1 protein-coding gene is annotated in these 532 nt (G+C 68.0%); it reads right to left on the reverse strand.

Features of this window, described 5'->3' with window-relative positions:
• Nucleotides 1–333: DUF222 domain-containing protein (locus RAC81_RS16960; RefSeq protein WP_375083441.1), on the reverse strand; the 333-nt coding region annotated here is incomplete at its 3' end.
• Nucleotides 334–532 lie beyond the last annotated feature (199 nt).

Raw genomic sequence — 532 nt, forward strand, 5'->3', positions numbered from 1 at the left:
TTCGGTGTCGCGGGCGATGATCGCGCGCCGCTGATGCACGGTGAACACCCGGTCGGTGACCGTGATCCCCACGATCCTGCCCTGATCGACCAGCACCCGCTGGATCGCCCCGGAACACGCCGTGTGCACCGCCGCGGTGGTGGGGATCGTCGCATCCGACCCGGAAAGGCGCGCCCGCCCGGTGTTCGCGGCGAGGTCTTTGGCGTCGACCGTGACGACCAGGGTCGGTGCCGCGCCGCCCAGGGACGGCATGTCCTGGTGTCGGGCCGCGATCCCCACCGCTGCCGCGAACGCATCATGGCGTTTCTGGGTGTGAGTGCGGGGATCGATCACTGCTCGGGGATCCTCATTCCACCGATCCGACCCGACACCACCGTCTGTTGAGCCATCCGCGGGCACCTCCGCGAGAGACTGGTCTGCGTCGCTCCGGACATCTCGACCATCCTCATCCGGGGAGGGTTCGAATCGAACGCCGGTCGGGTGGGGTGGGCCGTCGACTTTCGGGTTGAGCATCGCATCCAGGATCAACTGG

Source organism: Microbacterium sp. CR_7, assembly GCF_041954755.1.
GTDB lineage: Bacteria > Actinomycetota > Actinomycetes > Actinomycetales > Microbacteriaceae > Microbacterium.